At 70.3% G+C, this 17,815-nt stretch carries 13 protein-coding genes; 11 read left to right on the forward strand and 2 right to left on the reverse strand.

The window, feature by feature from the left end; translation table 11 throughout:
* Positions 1–185: 185 nt before the first annotated feature.
* A complete protein-coding gene (locus CEK68_RS12770) occupies positions 186–419 on the reverse strand; it encodes a hypothetical protein (protein WP_010342266.1) in 234 nt (77 codons plus the stop codon).
* Positions 420–558: 139 nt separating this feature from the next.
* Between CEK68_RS12770 and CEK68_RS12775 the strand changes: the two genes are divergently transcribed.
* On the forward strand, positions 559–915 hold the full coding sequence (locus CEK68_RS12775; protein WP_152239603.1) for a hypothetical protein: 357 nt from the start codon (positions 559–561) through the stop codon (positions 913–915).
* A gap of 35 nt (positions 916–950) precedes the next feature.
* Here the strand turns inward: CEK68_RS12775 and CEK68_RS12780 are convergent, their stop codons facing one another.
* Positions 951–2,180, reverse strand: a complete 1,230-nt coding sequence (locus tag CEK68_RS12780; protein WP_152239604.1) for a DNA topoisomerase IB — start codon at positions 2,178–2,180, stop codon at positions 951–953.
* 391 nt (positions 2,181–2,571) lie between these two features.
* On the opposite strand from CEK68_RS12780, the gene CEK68_RS12785 reads away from it, so the two are divergent.
* The 10 genes from CEK68_RS12785 to CEK68_RS12830 all read left to right on the forward strand — a co-directional run bounded on the left by CEK68_RS12785 (position 2,572) and on the right by CEK68_RS12830 (position 17,697).
* Entirely contained in the window at positions 2,572–2,967 is a 396-nt protein-coding gene (locus CEK68_RS12785) for an I78 family peptidase inhibitor (RefSeq protein ID WP_017913485.1), read from the forward strand.
* 322 nt (positions 2,968–3,289) lie between these two features.
* Positions 3,290–7,747, forward strand: coding sequence for a glutamate synthase large subunit (gene gltB / locus CEK68_RS12790; protein WP_152239605.1), 4,458 nt, complete (start codon positions 3,290–3,292; stop codon positions 7,745–7,747).
* A gap of 126 nt (positions 7,748–7,873) precedes the next feature.
* Positions 7,874–9,364, forward strand: coding sequence for an FAD-dependent oxidoreductase (locus CEK68_RS12795; protein WP_017914802.1), 1,491 nt, complete (start codon positions 7,874–7,876; stop codon positions 9,362–9,364).
* Entirely contained in the window at positions 9,319–9,663 is a 345-nt protein-coding gene (locus tag CEK68_RS12800) for a hypothetical protein (RefSeq protein WP_152239606.1), read from the forward strand. Before CEK68_RS12795 ends, CEK68_RS12800 begins: the two co-directional genes overlap by 46 nt.
* A 284-nt stretch (positions 9,664–9,947) precedes the next feature.
* A complete protein-coding gene (locus tag CEK68_RS12805; protein WP_152237970.1) occupies positions 9,948–11,006 on the forward strand; it encodes a glycoside hydrolase family 5 protein in 1,059 nt (352 codons plus the stop codon).
* A gap of 259 nt (positions 11,007–11,265) precedes the next feature.
* Complete coding sequence (locus tag CEK68_RS12810; protein WP_152239607.1) at positions 11,266–12,318, forward strand: glycoside hydrolase family 5 protein; 1,053 nt, start codon at positions 11,266–11,268, stop codon at positions 12,316–12,318.
* Between the two features lie 352 nt (positions 12,319–12,670).
* Positions 12,671–13,726: a glycoside hydrolase family 5 protein gene (locus CEK68_RS12815; protein WP_152239608.1), complete on the forward strand. Its 1,056-nt coding sequence runs from the start codon at positions 12,671–12,673 to the stop codon at positions 13,724–13,726.
* A gap of 107 nt (positions 13,727–13,833) precedes the next feature.
* Positions 13,834–14,709: a methylglyoxal synthase gene (locus CEK68_RS12820; RefSeq protein WP_152239609.1), complete on the forward strand. Its 876-nt coding sequence runs from the start codon at positions 13,834–13,836 to the stop codon at positions 14,707–14,709.
* Positions 14,710–14,863: 154 nt separating this feature from the next.
* Positions 14,864–16,219, forward strand: a complete 1,356-nt coding sequence (locus tag CEK68_RS12825) for a substrate-binding domain-containing protein (protein WP_152239610.1) — start codon at positions 14,864–14,866, stop codon at positions 16,217–16,219.
* A gap of 377 nt (positions 16,220–16,596) precedes the next feature.
* Entirely contained in the window at positions 16,597–17,697 is a 1,101-nt protein-coding gene (locus CEK68_RS12830; protein ID WP_152239611.1) for an alginate lyase family protein, read from the forward strand.
* Positions 17,698–17,815 lie beyond the last annotated feature (118 nt).

Below are 17,815 nucleotides of genomic sequence, written 5' to 3' on the forward strand. Positions count from 1 at the left end.
CGCGCGCTGCAGCGCGCGTTGCTGCTGCACGGTCTTGGCGCTTGACGACGCCGTGGCGCTGCTGCGCTTGGACGGGGCGGACTTGGTGGCGGCAGGACGCTTGCGGGAGGCCATCGGCAGTACTCCGGATGCGGGAGGAGGGCGCAATCGCGCAGCCCTCCTCGAGAGGAAAAAACGGGCGTCGCTCAGGCGCGGTCGGCGAGACCGCTGACGCCGGCGTGCTGGGCGCAGTGCGCGCAGCAGAACATGCGCTCGCCGGCCTGCACGCCGTGGCCGACGATGCGGCACTCGCAGTGGCTGCAGCGCGGGGCGAAGGCGTGGATGGCGCACTCGAACGAATCGAAGGTACCGCTGCGCGCGCCCTGGGTCAGGGTGAAGGCCTGGTCGTAGTCGTTTCCGCAGACATCGCAGGTGGCCATGATCGGCTCCGGTTGCTGGGGGAATCCCGAGTCTGGCCCCGCCGGCGGCCACGACCGGTGAAACCGCCGGCGCGATCTCTTCATGCGGCGCAAACATGCGCCGCGACAGGCTCGCGCCATCGATCGAAGGAGACGCCCCATGATCCGCCACCCGCTCGCCCGCCTCGCCCCGTTCGCCGCCGTGCTGCTGCTCGGCGCCTGCAGCACCACCCAGGTGGCGCAGGTGCAGCCGATCGACGGCGTCATCTCCGGCCAGTGCCATATCGACAAGGTGCGCGGCGCGGTCGGTCTGGCCGCCTCGCGCATGACCGTCGAACGCGCCCGCGTCGACAGCGACAGTCTCAAGGTGCAGGTGGTGAGGAGCAGCGTCAGCGACAACGGCGCCACCTCCAGCGGCGTGGACAGCGCCAACCGCGGCGCCCGCGAAACCGGCGGCGACCGCCTGACCGTCGAAGTTGGCCCGACCAACAACATCACTACTGTGTATTGCGGCTGATCCGCGTCGCCGGGCCCGCCGCGGCGGCGCGGTGCTCAGGCGCGCTTGCGTGCGGGAGTTACGGTCTTGCGCTTGGCGCGGGTACCGCTGCCCTGCGCGCCCGCCGCAGCACCCTTGCGCGCAGCACGCGCGCCCTTGCGCAGCGACGGCGCCTTGGCCGCGCTGCGGCCAGCGGCCTTGGCCGCCTTGCGTGCCGCGGTGCGTGCCCGGCCCAGGTACTTCAGCGTGATCAGGTCCCACTGCCGCTCGCCGCGCACGCCCTCGCACAGGCCGTGCAGGCGGCCGCAGCGCCAACCGTCGAACACGCACGGGTCGATATAGGCCTTGCGGCACACCGCCGGAGTATTGCCCAGCGCCTCGGCCACCTCGCGGATCACCGCGTTCTGCGCCTGCGCCAGCGCGCGCTCGCCGCCGGTGTCCGGCAGCGGCAGCGCGGCCAAGCGCTGCAGCGCGGCGCGGGTGCCGCCCCAGGTGCGGAAGTCCTTGGCGGTGAAGCTCTCGCCCATCGCCTCGCGCAGGTAGTCGTTGACCTCGCCCGAATCCACCGGCTGCAGCTGGCCGTCGTCGTCGCGGTACTGGAACAGCGCCTGCCCCGGCAATTGCTGGCAGCCGCGGATCAGCTTGACCAGGTGCACGTCGTCGACCTCGATGTCGTGCTCCTGGCCGCCCTTGCCGCGGAACTGCAGCCGCGCACGGCCGCCCTTCACGAATGCCAGGTGGCGATTGCGCAGCGTGGTCAGGCCGTAGGAGCGGTTGCTGCGCGCGTATTCGGCGTTGCCCACGCGCACCAGGGTCTCGGCCATCAACGCCACCACCATCGCCAACACCTTGTCGCGCGGGTAGCCAGGCAGGGCCATGTCGCGGCGCAGGCGCCGGCGCAGCCGCGGCAGGGCCTGGCCGAAGGCGACGATGCGCTCGAACTTGCCGTCGCCGCGCACCTGCGCCCAGTCGGCGTGGTAGCGGTACTGCTTGCGCCGGCGTGCGTCGCGGCCGGTCGCCTGCAGGTGGCCGTTGTCGCGCGTGCAGATCCACACCTCGGTATAGGCCGGCGGGATCGCCAGCTGGCGGATGCGCTGCAGGGTGGCCGCATCGCGCACCGCGCTGCCGTCTGGCAGACGGTAGCCGAACCCCTTGCCGGCACGGCGGCGGACGATGCCCGGCTCCTGATCGCTGACATAGACCAGGCCGGCGCTGCTGGCGGCCTGGCGGGACTGGCGGGCACGCGCCGCCTCGGCCGCGGCGGTGGAACGGGACGCGTTGGACATCGGACCTCCGGAAGCCGGAACCGCGGCCAGCGCCGCCGGTTCCACGAGCATCGATTGTCGGCAGTGCCGCGGCTAGGCCGCGTGAGCGATTGCCGCCTGCGGCATGTCGGTCCACCGCTGCGGAAGTGCTGCAGTCCGTGTGGGAGGGACTTCAGTCCCGACGCCTGACGTGGTCAGCGCGCCTTGGTCATCACGCGTCGCGGCTCAAGCCATTCCCGCCAGGCGTGTCAGCGTGCCGGTTAACGCCTGGCGAACGCGCGGTATCCGATCCTGTCGCCACCGGAACCTGCGCTGCGCCGGCGTGTGCCGTCGCCCGGCGAGACGACGGCAACGCAAAGCGCGTCACACGTTCTATGCTTCACCCCATCTCCCTCCAGCCATAGGAGCCCCGATGAGCAACCTCCTTTCCTCCCGTGCGTCCACGCGTGCCGGCCTGCTCGGCACGGCCTGCCTGGCGCTGGCCCTGGCCGCCTGCGGCGCGCCGCCGCCGGACGAGCAGGAACAGGTGGGCGCCAAGGCCCAGGCCGCCGCGCAGCAGGCCGCCGCGCCGGACCCGGCCAACGCACCGGACGCCCCTCCGGTGGGCACCTGCGATGCCTCGCAGGCGCAGGGCCTGGTCGGCCAGACCTTCGCGCCGACGCTGCTGGACCAGGCGCGCAGCGATGCCGGCGCCAAGACCGCGCGCGTGCTCAAGCCGAACCAGGCGGTGACCATGGAGTTCAACGGCGAACGGCTCAACATCGAGGTCGACGAGAAGAACCAGATCACCGGCGTGCGCTGCGGCTAGGGCCTGTCCTCATTCCCGGGCAGGTCGCGCCGCCCTTGCGCGCGCCCGGGGCAAGGAAGTGCGAGGGAGTGGACGTCTGTCCATGACGGGCAATGACACAGTCCCGGGTACGTACAAGGACAGGCGCGGGGGCGCCGCCAGGACGCCCGGCGCGGCGGCGGCGACAGCGCCGCCGCCAGCGCTGAAGTTGCAGGTGTAACGGTGTATTGCGGCACCGCACCAACTATGTTTTAGTCGGGATTCCGGTGACCTCAAGAAGCGCTCCAGGACAGAGCGGGGGCGAGTGTCGCCGCGTTCCTTCGGATCGCTTTCAGAGGCAGACATGGCCCCCCGCAACCGCCACGGGCTCTACGACCCCCAAGACGAGCGCGATGCCTGTGGTTTCGGCATGGTCGCGCAACTCGACGACCAACCTTCGCGGGCGCTGGTGGATACCGCCATCGCCGCCCTGTCGCGCATGACCCATCGCGGCGGTGTCGCCGCCGACGGCCTCACCGGCGACGGCTGCGGCCTGCTGATCCGCAAACCCGAGCCGTTCCTGCGCGCGCTGGCGCGCGAGGCCGGCATCGCGGTCGGCGCGCGCTTCGCTGCCGGCAACGTGTTCCTGCCGCGCGACGATGCCGACGCCGCCGCGCGCTGCCGCCAGGTGCTGGAAGAAGAACTGCGCCGCGTCGACGTGCGACCGTGCGGCTGGCGCCTCACCCCCACCGACGATGCGGTGTGCGGGCAACTGGCCAAGGACACCCTGCCGCGCATCGAGCAGGTGTTCGTCGACGCCGGCGCCGAGCAGAGTGAAGACGCGTTCGCCCTGGCCCTGTTCCTGGCGCGCCGCCGCGCCGAGCAGCGCCTGCGCGAGGTCGCCGATTTCTACGTCACCACGCTCTCGCCCAACGGCATCAGCTACAAGGGCATGGTGCTGCCGGACAAGCTCAGCACCTTCTACCCGGACCTGCAGCGCAACGACCTGGCCTCCAGCGCCATCGTGTTCCACCAGCGCTTCTCCACCAACACGCTGCCGCGCTGGCCGCTGGCGCACCCGTTCCGCCTGCTCGCCCACAACGGCGAGATCAACACCATCGAGGGCAACCGGCACTGGGCGCAGGCGCGCAGCAAGGTGTGGAAGACCCCGCGTTTCGACATCGCCGAGCTGGACCCGGTGATCTCGATGCATGGCTCCGATTCGCAGAGCCTGGACAACATGCTCGAGCTGCTGGTCGCCGGCGGCATGGATCTGCTGCAGGCGCTGCGCATCCTGGTGCCGCCGGCCACCCAGTCGCTGGAGTTCAAGGACGCCGACCTGGCCGCGTTCTACGAGTTCTACGGCCTCAACACCGAGCCGTGGGACGGCCCGGCCGGCATCGTCGCCTGCGACGGCCGCTACGCCGCATGCATGCTCGACCGCAACGGCCTGCGCCCGGCGCGCTGGATGCTGACCTCCGACCGGCATTTCCTGGTGGCCTCCGAAGCCGGCGTGTGGGAACTGCCGGCCGAGCGCGTCACCCGCAAGGGCAAGCTCGGCCCCGGCGAGATGATGGCCATCGACCTCAAGCGCGGCGACCTGCTCGATTCGGACGCTATCGACCGCATCAACCGCGGCCGCGCCCCGTACAAGCAATGGCTGCAGCAGGGCGTGACCTACCTGCAGACCGAACTGATCGATCCCTCGCTGGTCGAGGAGCCGTTCGACGAGCGCACCCTGCGCAGCTACCACAAGCTGTTCCAGCTCAGCACCGAGGAAGTGGAGCAGGTGCTGCGGCCGCTGGCCGAGACCGAGCAGGAAGCCACCGGCTCGATGGGCGACGACACCCCGATGGCGGTGCTCAGCCGCCACACCCGGCCGCTGTACGACTACTTCCGCCAGGCCTTCGCGCAGGTCACCAACCCGCCGATCGACCCGCTGCGGGAAGACTGCGTGATGTCGCTGACCACCCAGCTCGGCAAGGAGACCAACATCTTCCATGCCGGCCCGGAGACGGTGAACCACGTCATCCTCAACTCGCCGGTGCTCAGCCAGCGCAAGCTGCGGCAGTTGCTGAAGATGCCGCAGTACCTGACCCGCAACGCGCAGATCGACCTGTCCTACAGCGTCGAGGAAGGCCTGGAAGCCGGGCTCAAGCGCATCTGCGCCGAGGCCGAACAGGCCGCGCGCGACGGCAAGGTCATGCTGCTGCTGACCGACCGCTACCCGGTGCCGGAGCGGCCCATGGCGCATGCGCTGCTGGCCACCGGCGCGGTGCACCACCACCTCTCGCGGTTGGGCCTGCGCTGCGACGTCAACCTGATCATCGAGACCGGCACCGCGCGCGACCCGCACCACATGGCCTGCCTGCTCGGCTTCGGCGCCACCGCGGTGTATCCGTACCTGGCCTACCAGACCCTGTTCGACCTGGGCCGGCGCGGCATCCTGCTGCTCAAGAGCGGCGGCGAGCAGACCCAGATCGGCCGCAAGTACCGCAAGGGCATCTACAAGGGCCTGTCCAAGATCATCTCCAAGATGGGCATCTGCACCATCGCCAGCTACCGCGGCGCGCAGCTGTTCGAGATCGTCGGGCTGGATCCGGACGTGGTGGCGCTGTGCTTCCCGGACACCGCCGCGCGCATCGGCGGCGTCGGCCTGGCGCGGCTGGACACCGAGGCGCGGCAACTGGCCGCGCGCGCCTGGAACGACCTGCTCAAGCCGGAAGTGGGCGGCCTGCTCAAGTACGTGCACGGCGGCGAGTACCACATGTACAACCCGGACGTGGTGCTGACCCTGCAGCGCGCCACCCGCAGCGGCCTGCAGGCCGACTGGGACGCCTACGCCGCCGCGGTGCACGGGCGCCCGGCCTCGGCCCTGCGCGACCTGCTGCAGCTCAAGCGCGCGGCCACGCCGACGCCGCTGGACGAGGTGGCGCCGGCCGAGGACCTGCTGCGTCGCTTCGACACCGCCGCGATCAGCCTCGGCGCGCTGTCGCCGGAGGCGCACGAGGCGCTGGCGATCGCGATGAACCGCCTCGGCGGGCGCAGCAATTCCGGCGAAGGCGGCGAAGACCCGGCGCGCTACGGCACCGAGAAGCGCTCCAAGATCAAGCAGGTGGCCTCCGGCCGCTTCGGCGTCACCCCCGAATACCTGGTCAACGCCGAGGTGCTGCAGATCAAGGTCGCGCAGGGCGCCAAACCCGGCGAAGGCGGCCAGCTGCCCGGGCACAAGGTCAACGAACTGATCGCGCGGCTGCGCTACGCCAAGCCGGGCATCGGCCTGATCTCGCCGCCGCCGCACCACGACATCTACTCGATCGAAGACCTGGCGCAGCTGATCTACGACCTCAAGCAGGTCAATCCGAGCGCGCTGGTGTCGGTCAAGCTGGTCAGCCATGCCGGCGTGGGCACCATCGCCGCCGGCGTGGTCAAGGCCGGCGCCGACCTGATCACCGTGTCCGGCCACGACGGCGGCACCGGCGCCAGCCCGGTCAGCTCGATCCGCTACGCCGGCGTGCCGTGGGAACTGGGCGTGGCCGAGTCGCACCAGGCGCTGGTCGCCAACGACCTGCGCGCACGCACCATCCTGCAGACCGACGGCGGCCTGAAGACCGGCCTGGACGTGGTCAAGGCGGCGATCCTGGGCGCGGACAGCTTCGGCTTCGGCACCGGGCCGATGATCGTGCTCGGCTGCAAGTACCTGCGCATCTGCCACCTCAACAACTGCGCCACCGGCGTGGCCACCCAGGACGAGCGCCTGCGCGCCAACCACTTCGTCGGCCTGCCCGAGCGCGTGGAGAACTTCTTCCGGCTGCTGGCCGAGGAAGTGCGGCAATGGCTGTCGTACCTGGGTGTGCGCTCGCTGGACGAGATCGTCGGCCGCACCGAACTGCTGCAGCAGTTGGACATCTCGCCGCGCGAAGGCGTGCGCGTGGACCTGTCGCGGCTGCTCAAGGACGTGCGTCATGACGGCGGCCACTGCGCCGCGCAGCGCCTGTACGAATCGCCGGACAGCCTGGCCACGCAGATGGACGGCCTGCTTGCCGACGCCATCGCGCACAAGCGCGGCGGCGACCATCGCTTCCTGATCCACAACACCGACCGTTCGATCGGCGCGCGCCTGTCCGGCGCCATCGCCCGCGTCCACGGCAACCACGGCATGGACGATGCGCCGCTGACCCTGCGCTTCCGCGGCTCGGCCGGGCAGAGCTTCGGCGCGTTCAACGCCGGCGGCCTGCACCTGGAGCTGGAAGGCGAGGCCAACGACTACGTCGGCAAGGGCATGGCCGGCGGCCGCCTGGTGGTGCGTCCGCCGCGCGGCGCGCGTTTCGAGGCGCGCAGCACCGCGATCATCGGCAACACCTGCCTGTACGGCGCCACCGGTGGCGAACTGTACGCCGCCGGCCGCGCCGGCGAGCGCTTCGCCGTGCGCAACTCCGGCGCGCTGGCGGTGATCGAGGGCGCCGGCGACCACTGCTGCGAGTACATGACCGACGGCATCGTGCTGGTGCTGGGCAAGGTCGGCCTGAACTTCGGCGCCGGCTTCACCGGCGGCCTGGCCTACGTGCTCGACGTGGACCGCGACTTCGTCGACCGCTACAACCACGAACTGATCGACATCCACCGCATCTCCGCCGAAGGTTTCGAGAGCCACCGCCAGCACCTGCACAAGCTGATCAGCCGCCACCGCGAACTGACCGGCAGCATCTGGGCGCAGCAGATCCTCGACGAGTTCCGCGACTACGTCGGCAAGTTCTGGCTGGTCAAACCGAAGGCGGCGAGCATCGAGTCGTTGACCGAGTCGCTGAGGCGCGCCGCCTGATGGCGGCGCGCCGGGAATCGGGAATGGAGAATCGGGAATGGTAAAAGCCCGGCTCCCCCAGTTTCCGATCGCGCGCGCAGATTCGCTTTTGCCATTCCCCATTCCCCATTCCCGGTTCCCCACACCATGAGCCGCAAACACGCCTTCCAGTTCCTCGACCTGCCCCGGCAGATGCCGCAACGCATTCCGGTGGAACTGCGCACCTCCGGCGACTGGAACGAGCTGTACGGCAAGTTCGACAAGGCCGATGCGCAGTACCAGGCCGGGCGCTGCCTGGATTGCGGCAACCCGTACTGCAGCTGGAAGTGCCCGGTGCACAACGCCATCCCGCAGTGGCTGCAGCTGGTGCAGGAAAACCGTATCGAAGAGGCCGCGGCGCTGTGCCACAGCACCAATCCGCTGCCGGAGGTGTGCGGCCGGGTGTGCCCGCAGGACCGCCTGTGCGAAGGCAGCTGCACGCTGGAGGAATTCGGCGCGGTCACCATCGGCGCGGTGGAGAAGTACATCGTCGATACCGCGCTCAACAACGGCTGGCGCCCGGACCTGAGCCAGGTGGAACCCACCGGCAAGCGCGTGGCGGTGATCGGCGCCGGCCCGGCCGGGCTCAGCTGCGCCGACCGCCTCGCACGCGCCGGCATCCAGGCGGTGGTATACGACCGCTACGAGCAGATCGGCGGGCTGCTGCAGTTCGGCATCCCCAGCTTCAAGCTGGACAAGAGCGTGATCGGCAAGCGCCGCGAAGTGCTCGAAGGCATGGGCGTGCAGTTCCGCCTGGGCGTGGAGATCGGCCGCGACGTGAGCCTGGAGCAGTTGCTGGAGGAGTACGACGCGGTGTTCCTGGGCACCGGCGCCTACCGCTACACCGACGGCGGCCTGCCCGGCCAGGACCTGCCCGGCGTGCTGCCGGCGCTGCCGTTCCTGGTGCAGAACAGCCGCATCGTCGGCGGCAACGATCCCTGGGGCCGGCCGATCGCCGGCTGGGAAGACAAGATCGCGCTGCCCGACCTGAGCGGCAAGCGCGTGGTCGTGCTGGGCGGCGGCGACACCGGCATGGACTGCGTGCGCAGTGCGATCCGCCTGGGCGCGGCCAAGGTCACCTGCGCCTACCGCCGCGACGAGGCCAATATGCCCGGCTCGGCGCGCGAGGTGGCCAATGCGCGCGAGGAAGGCGTGCGCTTCCTGTTCAACCGCCAGCCGCTGGCGGTGGAAGCCGATGCCGCCGGCAACCTGGCCGGCGTGCGCGTGGTGCAGACCCGTCTGGGCGAGCCGGATGCGCGCGGGCGCCAGGCCGCGGTGCCGGTGGAAGGCAGCGAATCGCTGCTGGACGCGGACGTGGTCATCATCGCCTTCGGCTTCTCGCCGAGCGTGCCGGACTGGCTGGCGGCGCAGGGCGTGGAAGGCACCGCCAACGGCCGCATCCTCGCCGGCGGCAGCGAGCCCGACGGCAGCGGCCGCCTGCCGTACCAGACCACCAACCCGAAACTGTTCGCCGGCGGCGACGCCGTGCGCGGCGCCGACTTGGTGGTGACTGCGGTGGCCGAAGGCCGCGACGCGGCAGCCAGCATCGCCGAATGGATCGGCAACCGCCTGCCGGTGACGACCCAGGCTGCGGCCTGAGCGACGCTGCGAGGCTGCTGCAGCGTTCGGTCAGTTCGGCGGCGACGGCGGCGGCGACGACGCCGGCAATACTTGCTCGACTGGGCGATGCGACCTTCGACCGCATCGCCGAACCGCTGCGCTCTGCATTCGAGAGTGGAGGACGCCTGGAGCGGCCGGCCTCCCGCCACGTCGCCAGCGCCAGCGCTGGCCTCGGCATGGACCTCGTCGAACGCTACCGCCTCGGCACCACCGTCGCCGGCAGCGATCGCCTTCAACGCCACCACCGCCGCGGCGCAGGTAGCGTCACCGGCCTCTAGCGAACACCTTCTCCACCGCTCGTCCTGCGCTGCGCACCCAACCTGGCGCGCCGGCGATGGACGCATGGCCGCGACCTCGATCACGCCGCTGCCGACGGCTGCACCACGCACCTGATGTGACGCCGCCGACGTCCGCGCGCAGCGTGTCCGCGCCAGGTGAATGCCGGGCTAACACGGGTGCGTGCAGGCTGGCGATCACGGGGGCGATCCTTGCACGCTTGCGCCTGCCGCTCTGCGCTCCCCCGACGCGGACGGCGCCTCCCCTCACTCCAGGAAGCTCCCCCATGCCGCTTTCCTCGTCGTGTTCCCCGCGCTGGCGTTCCCTGCCGCTGGCACTGCTGCTCGCCACCGTCGCCTGCAACGCCGCCGCCGAAGGCCGCAGCGTGCTCAAGTACGCCGGCGTCAACCTGTCCGGCGCCGAGTTCAACTCCGGCAAGAAGCCCGGTGTGCTGTACAAGGACTACACCTACCCGACCGCCGGCGACTACAGCTACTTCGCCAGCAAGGGCATGAACACCATCCGCCTGCCGTTCCTGTGGGAGCGCCTGCAGCCCACCGCCAAGGGCGAGTTCGACCCGGCGCAACTGGCGCTGTTGAAGAAGGCGGTGGAGCAGGCCAAGGCCAACCACCTGTACCTGATCCTGGACCCGCACAACTACGCCAAGTACAACGGCGCGCTGGTCGGCAGCGAGGGCGCCCCCGACGAGGTGTTCGCCGACCTGTGGCGGCGCCTGGCCAAGGAGTTCAAGAGCGACGACCACGTCATCTTCGGGCTGATGAACGAGCCCAACGCAGTCTCCTCGACAGACTGGGCCAGCGCGGCGCAGGCGGCGATCGACGCCATCCGCAAGGCCGGCGCCAACAACCTGATCCTGGTGCCGGGCACTGCCTACACCGGTGCGCACAGCTGGCGCAGCACCGCCTACGGCACGCCCAACGCGGTGGCCCTGCAGCCGCTGAAGGATCCGCGCAACCGCATGGCGTTCGAAGCGCACCAGTACCTGGACCGCGACAACAGCGGCACCAAGGGCGAGTGCGTCAGCGCCACCGCCGGCGCCGAGAAGCTGGCCGGCTTCGTCAGCTGGTTGCGCGAGAACAAGAAGGTCGGCTTCATCGGCGAGTTCGCCACCGCGAATACGCCCACCTGCAATCAGGCGCTGGAGAACATGCTCAGCTACATGCAGAAGAACGACGACGTGATTCTCGGTTGGACCTGGTGGGCCGCAGGTGCGTGGTGGAAGCCCGACTATCCGTTCAACGTGCAGCCCGGCAAGGACGGCAGCGAGAAGCCGCAGATGGAGATCCTGTCCAAGTACGCGCGCGAGATCACCGGCAAGAAGTGAGCCGTCGCTGCCGGCGCCGCGTGTCGGCAACGCGGCAACACGCCATGCAACGTGAGCGACGCGCACGCCTGGCATAGCACATGCAGCGCGATCCAGTACCGGTTCGCGCTGCCAATCGCCGCACAGATCCATGCATGCGCGCACGCAGCGCATCGCCTCGTCCTCGGCAATGCACTACGGTGTCCGCACACCGTAGTCATCAGCCCGGCCTGGCATCTCCTCGGCCGGGTTCCCCCTCTGATGCCGAAGGAGACTCACCATGATCGCGCGCACCTTGCGGCGGCGGTCGCGGCACGCCTGGCGTGCCGCGCTGCTGCTGTGCCTATCCGTTCCACTGTCGTCGCTGCAGGCGCAGCAGGCGCTGCGCTTCGCCGGCGTCAACCTGTCCGGTGCCGAGATCGCGCCGTCGAAGATTCCCGGCATCGTCGGAGTCGACTACACCTATCCGCGCAGCAGCGACTACACCTACTTCGCCGGCAAGGGCATGAACCTGCTGCGCCTGCCGGTGCGCTGGGAACGCCTGCAGCCGCAACCGCGCGGCCCGCTCGACGCCGCGCAACTGGCGCTGATCGACGACGCCGTGCAGCAGGCCAAGGCGCAGGGCATGTACGTGATCGTGGACATCCACAACTACGCGCGCCGCGACGGCCGCCTCATCGGCAGCAGCGGCCTGCCGGTCGCCGCCTTCGTCGACCTGTGGCAGCGTCTGGCGCGCGCCTACGGCAGCGACAATGCGGTGGTATTCGGGCTGATGAACGAGCCGCACGGCATCAGCCCGGCCGCGTGGGCCGCCGCCGCGCAGGCCGCGGTCGATGCGATCCGCGCCACCGGCGCCAGCAACCTGGTCCTGGTACCGGGCGTGCTGTGGACCGGCGCGCATAGCTGGTACACGCCAGTGGACGGCACCTCGAACGCCAGCGCGCTGGCCACGCTGCACGACCCGCTGCAGCGCGTGGCGATCGAAGTGCACCAGTACCTGGACGCCGATTCCAGCGGCACCAGCCCGGTCTGCGTGAGCGACGACATCGGCGTCCAACGCCTGCGCGCCTTCACCGATTGGCTGCAGCAGACCGGCCATCTCGGCTTCCTCGGCGAATTCGCTGCCGCCGACACTCCCACCTGCCGGCGCGCGCTGGACGGCATGCTGGCCGACATCGCGCAGCACCCGACGCTGTGGCTGGGCTGGAGCTACTGGGCCGGCGGCGCCTGGTGGCGCGCCGACTATCCGTTCAATGTGCAACCCGACGCCGACGGCCACGACCGTCCGCAGATGGCGATCCTCGCGCCCTGGGCGCAGCGCATCACGCGCTGAGCGCGGCGCATGCGTGACAACGCCGTGGCGCACGTCGACAACTAGGCACCTCCAAGTCACGTCGGGACATGTCTGCGAGGGACGGCGCGTGCCCTTTCACCGGCTCAGCGGCAGCGGACTTTTGCCTGGGCACGCGCCGTTGCGGGTTTAAGCCTCTCCTACAGAGCGACGTGCATCCGCCGGGTTGTACGCAAGCAGGTGATTGAAGGTGCCCGCATGGCGTGCGACGTGCAATGCGTCGCATATTTCCGATGACCTCGATCGCTCTGGCATGACGGTTGCAGCGTGGTGCACGGCCGCGCACGCCGCATCGTGGCGTCGCCTGCCGCTCTTTCCCCACGAAGGATCCGTCATGCCACGCTATTCCCGTTTTTTCCGCTCCCCGCAATGGCGGCAGCGCGCCGTGTTGTGCCTGCTCGTGGCCGCCTGCGCGCCGTTCGCAAACGCCCAGCAGACGCTGCGCTATGCCGGCATCAACCTGGCCGGCGCCGAGTTCAACTCGGCGAAGAAGCCCGGCGTGCTGTTCAAGGACTATGTGTATCCCACCGACGCCGACTACGCGTACACCGCGGCGCAGGGCATGAACATCGTGCGCCTGCCGTTCCTGTGGGAGCGACTGCAGCCGCAGGCCAACGGCCCGCTCGACACCGCGCAACTCGACGCGCTGCGCACCGCGGTCGAACGCGCCAGGCGCTACAACCTGCACCTGATTCTGGACGTGCACAACTACGCCAAGTACGACGGCGTGCGCATCGGCGGCGACGCGGTGCCGGCGGCGGCGCTGGCCGATCTGTGGCGGCGCCTGGCGCTGGTGTTCGGCAACGACGGCAGCGTGGCGTTCGGGCTGATGAACGAGCCCAACGGCCTCGCCTCCGGCGATTGGGCGGCCATCGCGCAGGCGTCGATCGATGCGATCCGTGGCACCGGCGCCGACAACCTGATCCTGGTGCCCGGCACCGCCTTCAGCGGCGCGCACAGCTGGAACAGCACCTGGTACGGCGTGTCCAACGCGCAGGGATTGCTGACGGTCCACGACCCCGCCGGCAACCTGGCATTCGAAGTGCATCAGTACCTGGATCCCGACTCCTCCGGCACCAGCGCCGCCTGCGTCAGCACCAGCATCGGTGCGGAACGCCTGCAAGCGTTCACCCAGTGGCTGCGCGCCAACGGCTATCGCGGCTTCCTCGGCGAGTTCGGCGGCAGCAGCGATCCCACCTGCCTGGCGGCGCTGGACACCATGCTTGGCTACGTCCACGACAATGGCGACGTCTGGCTGGGCTGGACCGCCTGGGCCGGCGGCGCGTGGTGGCGCAGCGACTATGCGTTCAACCTGCAGCCGGACAAGAGCGGCGCCGACAAGCCGCAGATGGACGTGCTGGCGGTGCGCGCGCAGCAGGTCACGCAGTGACAGCGGCAGGGCCGGCACCCGCAGCAGCGGCCCGGCGATCGCGCAGCGATTGAGTCGACACCGCGATCGGGCGCAGACTGTCGCACCTCTTCCGCGGGGATCGACGCATGCGCCTGGGCCTGGCCGCCAACCGACTGCACCACCAGGGCAAGGATGCCGCGCTGTTCCGCTGGCTGCGCGCCAGCGAGGCCGGCATCCGCGAACTGCAGCTCGGCCTGCACGCGGTCGGCCGCACCCACGAGGCGATCATCCGGGCCGGCCTGCTGGCCGGCCATGCCGGCCTCAAGCGCTACCCGTTCGGCCGCGAGGGCGGGCTGATGAAGCTGGTGGCCGAAGTCGTCGGACTGGAAGGCGCCGAACGGACCCTGGACGGCGCCATCTACCTGATCGATCCGGTCGACCCGTCCTCGATCTTCCCCGAGGCGATCGCGCTCAAGCGCCAGTGCGTGATCCACGGCAAGCCGTTCATTTCCACCGTGGCCAGCGCCCGCGATTGGGTGGAGATGGAGCGCGTCCACGCCGGGCTGGCCGCCGACACCGGCGCCGACGACCTGTATGCGCTGCAGCGGCAAACCCTGGCGCTGATCGCGCACGATGCGATGAAACCGCAGATGCTGGCCTTCGCCAGCGAACATTTCGATCTGCTGTCGCGCTTCGCCGAGCGCGTGGCCACCGGCACCACCGGGCAGCGGCTCAACGAACTGGCCTGGAGTCGCGGCTGGCCGCAGGGCCAGGCGTGGGTGTACCGCTACCAGAGCGGCCCGATGGGCGGCGACGCGCAGATCGCCGATCGCGTGCTGGAACGGCGCTGCCACCGCGCGATCTTCTTCGAGGATCCGCATGTCGCGCGCCAGCACGAAGCCGACATCCAGTTGCTGGAACGCGCGGTGACCACGGTCACCGACAGCGCCGTGTGCATCACCTCGCCGGCGATCGCCGCACGCTGGGCGCAGGCCGCCGAACGCCGGCTTCGATCCGCCTGAGAGTGTCCGGTCCGCGCGCGATCGCGTCGCGCGCGGACCGCTGACAGGACACGCCGCGACGCCGCGTTGTCGTGCGTGACCATGCGCACAGTCACTGCGATGTCACGCCGATCGCCAACACTGCCGCGCCTGTCCAGATCCCAGGGGGGATCCCATGTTGCGTTTCACCCTGCGCCTGCTGCTGCTCGGCGCAGCAGCGCTGTGCGCGCTGCCGTCCGCGTCCGCGCAACCGGCCGAGCGCTTGCGCGTACACGGCTCCAACAGCCTCGGCGCGCGGCTGATGCCGGCGCTGGTGGAAGCCTGGCTGCAGAGCATGGGCTACCGGCAACTGCAACGTCGTCGCGTCGATGCGACGACGCTGGAGATCGCCGCGGTGCGCGACGATGCGCCGCTGGTGGTCGAGATCGCCGGCACCGGCTCGGCCGCCGGCATCGCCGACCTGGTGCATGGCGACGCCGAGCTGGCGATGCTGGCGCGTCAGCCCGATGCGCGCGAACGCGAGGCCGCCTGGCAGCTCGGCGACCTGGGCTCGCCGGACCAACAGTTCGTCGTCGCCCTGGATGGCGCGCGGGTGCTGGTCGCCGCCGACAACCCCATCGCCACGCTGAGCGTCGTGCAGCTGCGCGACATCCTGAGCGGCCGGACCACGCGCTGGTCGCAACTCGGCGGCGCGGACCTGCCGATCGCGCTGCACCGCAGTGTCATCCCCGGCGGTCTCGACGACTTCCTGCGCGAACGCCTGGCGCTGCCGGCGGTGCGCATGCCGGGGAACGTCCTGCATGCCGACCTGGCCGAGGCCGCACGCGCCGTCGTCGGCCATCCCGACGCACTGGCGATCGTCGGGCTGACCACGCCGGTGCCGGCCGGCACACGTGCGCTGGCCATCGCCGACGGCGGTATCGCGGTGCTCCCGACGGCAGCAGCCGTGCGCGGCGAGGACTATCCCTTGGTCCAGCGCTATAGCCTGTACGGCGGCCAGATGATGTCGGCGCTCGGCCGCAGCCTGGCCCTGTACGCCCTCGGTCCGCAGGCGCAACAGCTGGTGCGCCGGCTTGGCACGATTTCCATGGCGATCGACGTCGATCCGGCCACGCCGCAGAGCGGCACCACCGCTGCCCGCGCGGATGCTAGCTATGCGCAGGCCAACACCGGCGCCCGGCGCCTGACCACCACGCTGCGTTTCAGCCTGCAGTCGCTCAATGGCATGTACGAAGCGCGCAGCGCCCAGGATCTCGACCGATTGGTCGCCTTCATGCAACAGCCGGCGATGCACGGCCGCGCCCTGGCGGTGATCGGCTTCGCCACGCCGGACAGCGCCAACCGGCTGTACCCGACCATCGCCAGCAACGATCGCGCCGACGTGGTCGCTGCGTACCTGGTGCAACGCGGTGTCGCCGTGGAACGGGTACGCGGTCTCGGCGCACTGCATCCGCTGATCGGTGGCGAAGACGCCGTAGCCAAGGCGCGCAACGAGCGCGTCGAACTGTGGCTGCTGGATCGGACGCGATAGGACAGTCGGAGCGTGGTTGCGGCCGGTTGGGCACGACATCGCTCGGCCGCTCATCCCCTTCGGAACCTTTCCCCCGAAAAGCAGGCCGTGGTCCGGGGAGGAGAAGGGAAGCCAAAGCCCCTCTCCCGTCGGGAGAGGGGTTGGGGTGAGGGTACGCAGCGCGAAGCGCCCTCACCGGCGCAAGATGGGAGGTTAGCGCGTTGTCAGGCATTGGCAGCCGCGCGCGTGACGCCGCGCTGGCGCCGATACGACCCGTCGCCATCCGCGCATCGGCGAGCGCATGCTGGCGACCGTGCTCCCGGACTCGGGCCATCCGGCGTTCACCGCATCGCGCCTACAGTCGCCCGACACCCTCGCCAGCGCTTCCGGAGATCGCCATGCTTCGCTCATCGCACGCCGGTCTCGGCGTGGTGCTTGCCGGACTCGTGCTGACCCACAGCACGCCCGCCGCCGCGGTGCAGCGGCTGTGGCCGACCGCGGAGCAATGGCAACAGTTGCACGCGTCAGCCGCCACCGATCCGGCCTGGCGGCAGGTCGAGGCGGCGCAGGCCCGGCTGGCCGAGATGGCACGCACGCAGGGCGCGCATCCGCTCGAGAATCTGAGCACCGGCGGCCGCCTGCGCGGCGATCCAGTGAAGGCGGCGACCGAAACCAGCCTGGGCGACATGCCGCGCATCCAGGCGCTGGCGCTGCGCTACGCCCTGGACGGCGAGCGCGCCGACGCGCTGGCCGCCGGCGACCAGCTCGCGCAATGGACCGCGCGCAATGTGCCCAACGGCAACCCGATCGACGAGACCGGGCTGGAACCGGCGATCTTCGCCTACCGCATCGTCCGCCCGGCGCTGCCGGACGCGCAACGCCGCGCCATCGATGCATGGATGCGAAAGATCGCCGATGCCGAAATCGGCTCGCGCGATCTCAAGCGCAAGACCGCCACCAACAACTGGCACAGCCACCGGTTGAAGACCGTGGGCATGATCGGCGCCGCGCTCGACGACGCCCGGCTGCTGGACTACGCCCGCACCGGCTTTCGTCAGCAGATCGCCGACAACCTGTTGCCCGACGGCCGCAGCATCGACTTCGTCGAGCGCGGTGCACTGTCCTACCACGTCTACGACCTGCGTCCGCTGGTGACGCTGGCACTGCTGTTCTCCGAACGCGGTGAGGATCTGTACCACTGGCGCGCGCCGAACGGCGCATCGCTGGCGCGCAGCGTCGACTGGCTGCTGCCGTATCTGCGCGGCGATCGCAGCCACGCGGAGTTCGTCGGCAGCCAGGTGCCGTTCGACAAGGCGCGCTCGGACAACGGCGAAGCCGGCCACGTGATCGGTGCACCGTACGCGGCCGAGGACGCGGTAGCGCTGCTGGTGCTGGCGGCGGCTTACGATCCTGCTTGTGCCGGCCTTGCCCAACACCTCGGCCACGGCACCCCGTCCTGGCGGCTTGCGATCAACACCTTGCCGGATTCGAAGCGCTAGCGCCGCATCCGCCGCTTCGGGGCACCTTCTTCCGAGGTGGGAAGGAAGGAACCGAGCCCCTCTCCCGCCGGGAGAGGGGCTGGGGTGAGGGTACGGCGCGCAGCCCCCGGGTGGCATG

This window comes from Xanthomonas sp. LMG 12461, from assembly GCF_009192935.1.
GTDB lineage: Bacteria > Pseudomonadota > Gammaproteobacteria > Xanthomonadales > Xanthomonadaceae > Xanthomonas_A > Xanthomonas_A sontii.

Bases quoted from the DNA above. Each gene is read 5' to 3' on its own strand.
- gltB (WP_152239605.1), top strand. From the start codon at position 3,290: ATGGCCCCCCGCAACCGCCACGGGCTCTACGACCCCCAAGACGAGCGC.
- CEK68_RS12810 (WP_152239607.1), top strand. From the start codon at position 11,266: ATGATCGCGCGCACCTTGCGGCGGCGGTCGCGGCACGCCTGGCGTGCC.
- CEK68_RS12815 (WP_152239608.1), top strand. From the start codon at position 12,671: ATGCCACGCTATTCCCGTTTTTTCCGCTCCCCGCAATGGCGGCAGCGC.
- CEK68_RS12780 (WP_152239604.1), bottom strand. From the start codon at position 2,180: ATGTCCAACGCGTCCCGTTCCACCGCCGCGGCCGAGGCGGCGCGTGCC.
- CEK68_RS12830 (WP_152239611.1), top strand. From the start codon at position 16,597: ATGCTTCGCTCATCGCACGCCGGTCTCGGCGTGGTGCTTGCCGGACTC.
- CEK68_RS12800 (WP_152239606.1), top strand. From the start codon at position 9,319: ATGGATCGGCAACCGCCTGCCGGTGACGACCCAGGCTGCGGCCTGAGC.
- CEK68_RS12825 (WP_152239610.1), top strand. From the start codon at position 14,864: ATGTTGCGTTTCACCCTGCGCCTGCTGCTGCTCGGCGCAGCAGCGCTG.
- CEK68_RS12805 (WP_152237970.1), top strand. From the start codon at position 9,948: ATGCCGCTTTCCTCGTCGTGTTCCCCGCGCTGGCGTTCCCTGCCGCTG.
- CEK68_RS12785 (WP_017913485.1), top strand. From the start codon at position 2,572: ATGAGCAACCTCCTTTCCTCCCGTGCGTCCACGCGTGCCGGCCTGCTC.
- CEK68_RS12770 (WP_010342266.1), bottom strand. From the start codon at position 419: ATGGCCACCTGCGATGTCTGCGGAAACGACTACGACCAGGCCTTCACC.
- CEK68_RS12775 (WP_152239603.1), top strand. From the start codon at position 559: ATGATCCGCCACCCGCTCGCCCGCCTCGCCCCGTTCGCCGCCGTGCTG.
- CEK68_RS12820 (WP_152239609.1), top strand. From the start codon at position 13,834: ATGCGCCTGGGCCTGGCCGCCAACCGACTGCACCACCAGGGCAAGGAT.
- CEK68_RS12795 (WP_017914802.1), top strand. From the start codon at position 7,874: ATGAGCCGCAAACACGCCTTCCAGTTCCTCGACCTGCCCCGGCAGATG.